We start from the raw sequence: 1,152 nt of genomic DNA on the forward strand, positions 1-1,152 counted from the left end.
GCCGGGACGCGCCAGCCGCGTCCCGGCCGCGGGCCCCAGCCATCCACGGACGGGCACCCGCCCGCGTCCCCGTCGCGGGCCGGCATCTGCCTGCGGGCCGGCGCCCGCCCGCGCCACCTGCGGGAAACCTCGGGACACCTCGGGAAACTCGGGACACCACCATGCCGACACCACCACGCCGCCCGGCCGCCCCCGGGCCCGCCCTGGGCCTGTGGGCGCTGCACGACCTCCACCTGCGCCACTACCTGGACTACGCCGCGCTGCTCCTGTCGCCCGCCGACGCGCCCCTGGCCGTCCGCGCCGCGTTCGAGGAGCTCGGCGGCCACTGGCTCGACGCCCTGGCCACCGCCAGCCCGGCCGCCTGCGCCTGGCAGGCGGTGCGCCGCCGCGTCTGCGCCCTGGCCGGCCCCCGGCCGCTCGGCCCGGTCGCCCACCTCACCGCCGCCCAGCAGGACGTCCTGCTGCTGCACCTGGTCCTCGACCTGTCCGCCGCCGAGATCGCCGCCCTCACCGGCACCGAGCCCGCCGCCGTCCACGTCCAGCTCCGCTCCCTGGCGGCCGCCCGCCGCTGAGCGGCCCCGCCCGGGGGTGCCCCCGCCGTGCGGCGCCCGGGACCGGGCCGGCGGGCCGGTCCGTACGGCCGGCGGCGCACCCGGACGTCACCGGTGCGTCGAAGAAGAGCGCCGCGAGAATTCCCGTTTCGGCCCGAGGCCTGTTACGGTCGTAGGAGTTGCAGTTTTGGTTCCCATGAACTCTGTGTGCGCCTGCTGATTCCCATCGCAGGCGTATTTTTTTTCTGAGATCCCGGCGGGTCATCAGTGCGGCGACGAGTAGCCCGCGCAGTGCGGTCTACAGCGCCTTAGAAGGAGAATTTCCCATGGCTTTCGGCACCGTGAAGTGGTTCAACGGGGAAAAGGGCTTCGGCTTCATCCAGCAGGAAGACGGCGGCCCGGACGTGTTCGCCCACTACTCGAACATCAACGCCTCGGGCTTCCGTGAGCTGCTCGAGGGCCAGAAGGTCGAGTACGACGTCACGCAGGGCCAGAAGGGCCTCCAGGCGGAGAACATCCGCCCCGTCGCTCTCTGACATTTCCCGCCGCACGATTCTCGAATCGTAGAGGGAACCGGGGCCCGTACCGCACAGGCGGTACG

Annotated in this window: 2 protein-coding genes; both read left to right on the forward strand. The window is 72.8% G+C overall.

Features of this window, described 5'->3' with window-relative positions; genetic code table 11:
• Nucleotides 1–161 precede the first annotated feature (161 nt).
• Nucleotides 162–572, forward strand: coding sequence for a sigma factor-like helix-turn-helix DNA-binding protein (locus ACFRQN_RS40880; RefSeq protein ID WP_074001055.1), 411 nt, complete (start codon nucleotides 162–164; stop codon nucleotides 570–572).
• Between the two features lie 305 nt (nucleotides 573–877).
• Nucleotides 878–1,087, forward strand: coding sequence for a cold-shock protein (locus tag ACFRQN_RS40885; protein WP_049660537.1), 210 nt, complete (start codon nucleotides 878–880; stop codon nucleotides 1,085–1,087).
• Nucleotides 1,088–1,152: the final 65 nt, after the last annotated feature.

Source organism: Kitasatospora sp. NPDC056800, from assembly GCF_042789775.1.
In the GTDB taxonomy this organism is placed as follows: domain Bacteria; phylum Actinomycetota; class Actinomycetes; order Streptomycetales; family Streptomycetaceae; genus Kitasatospora.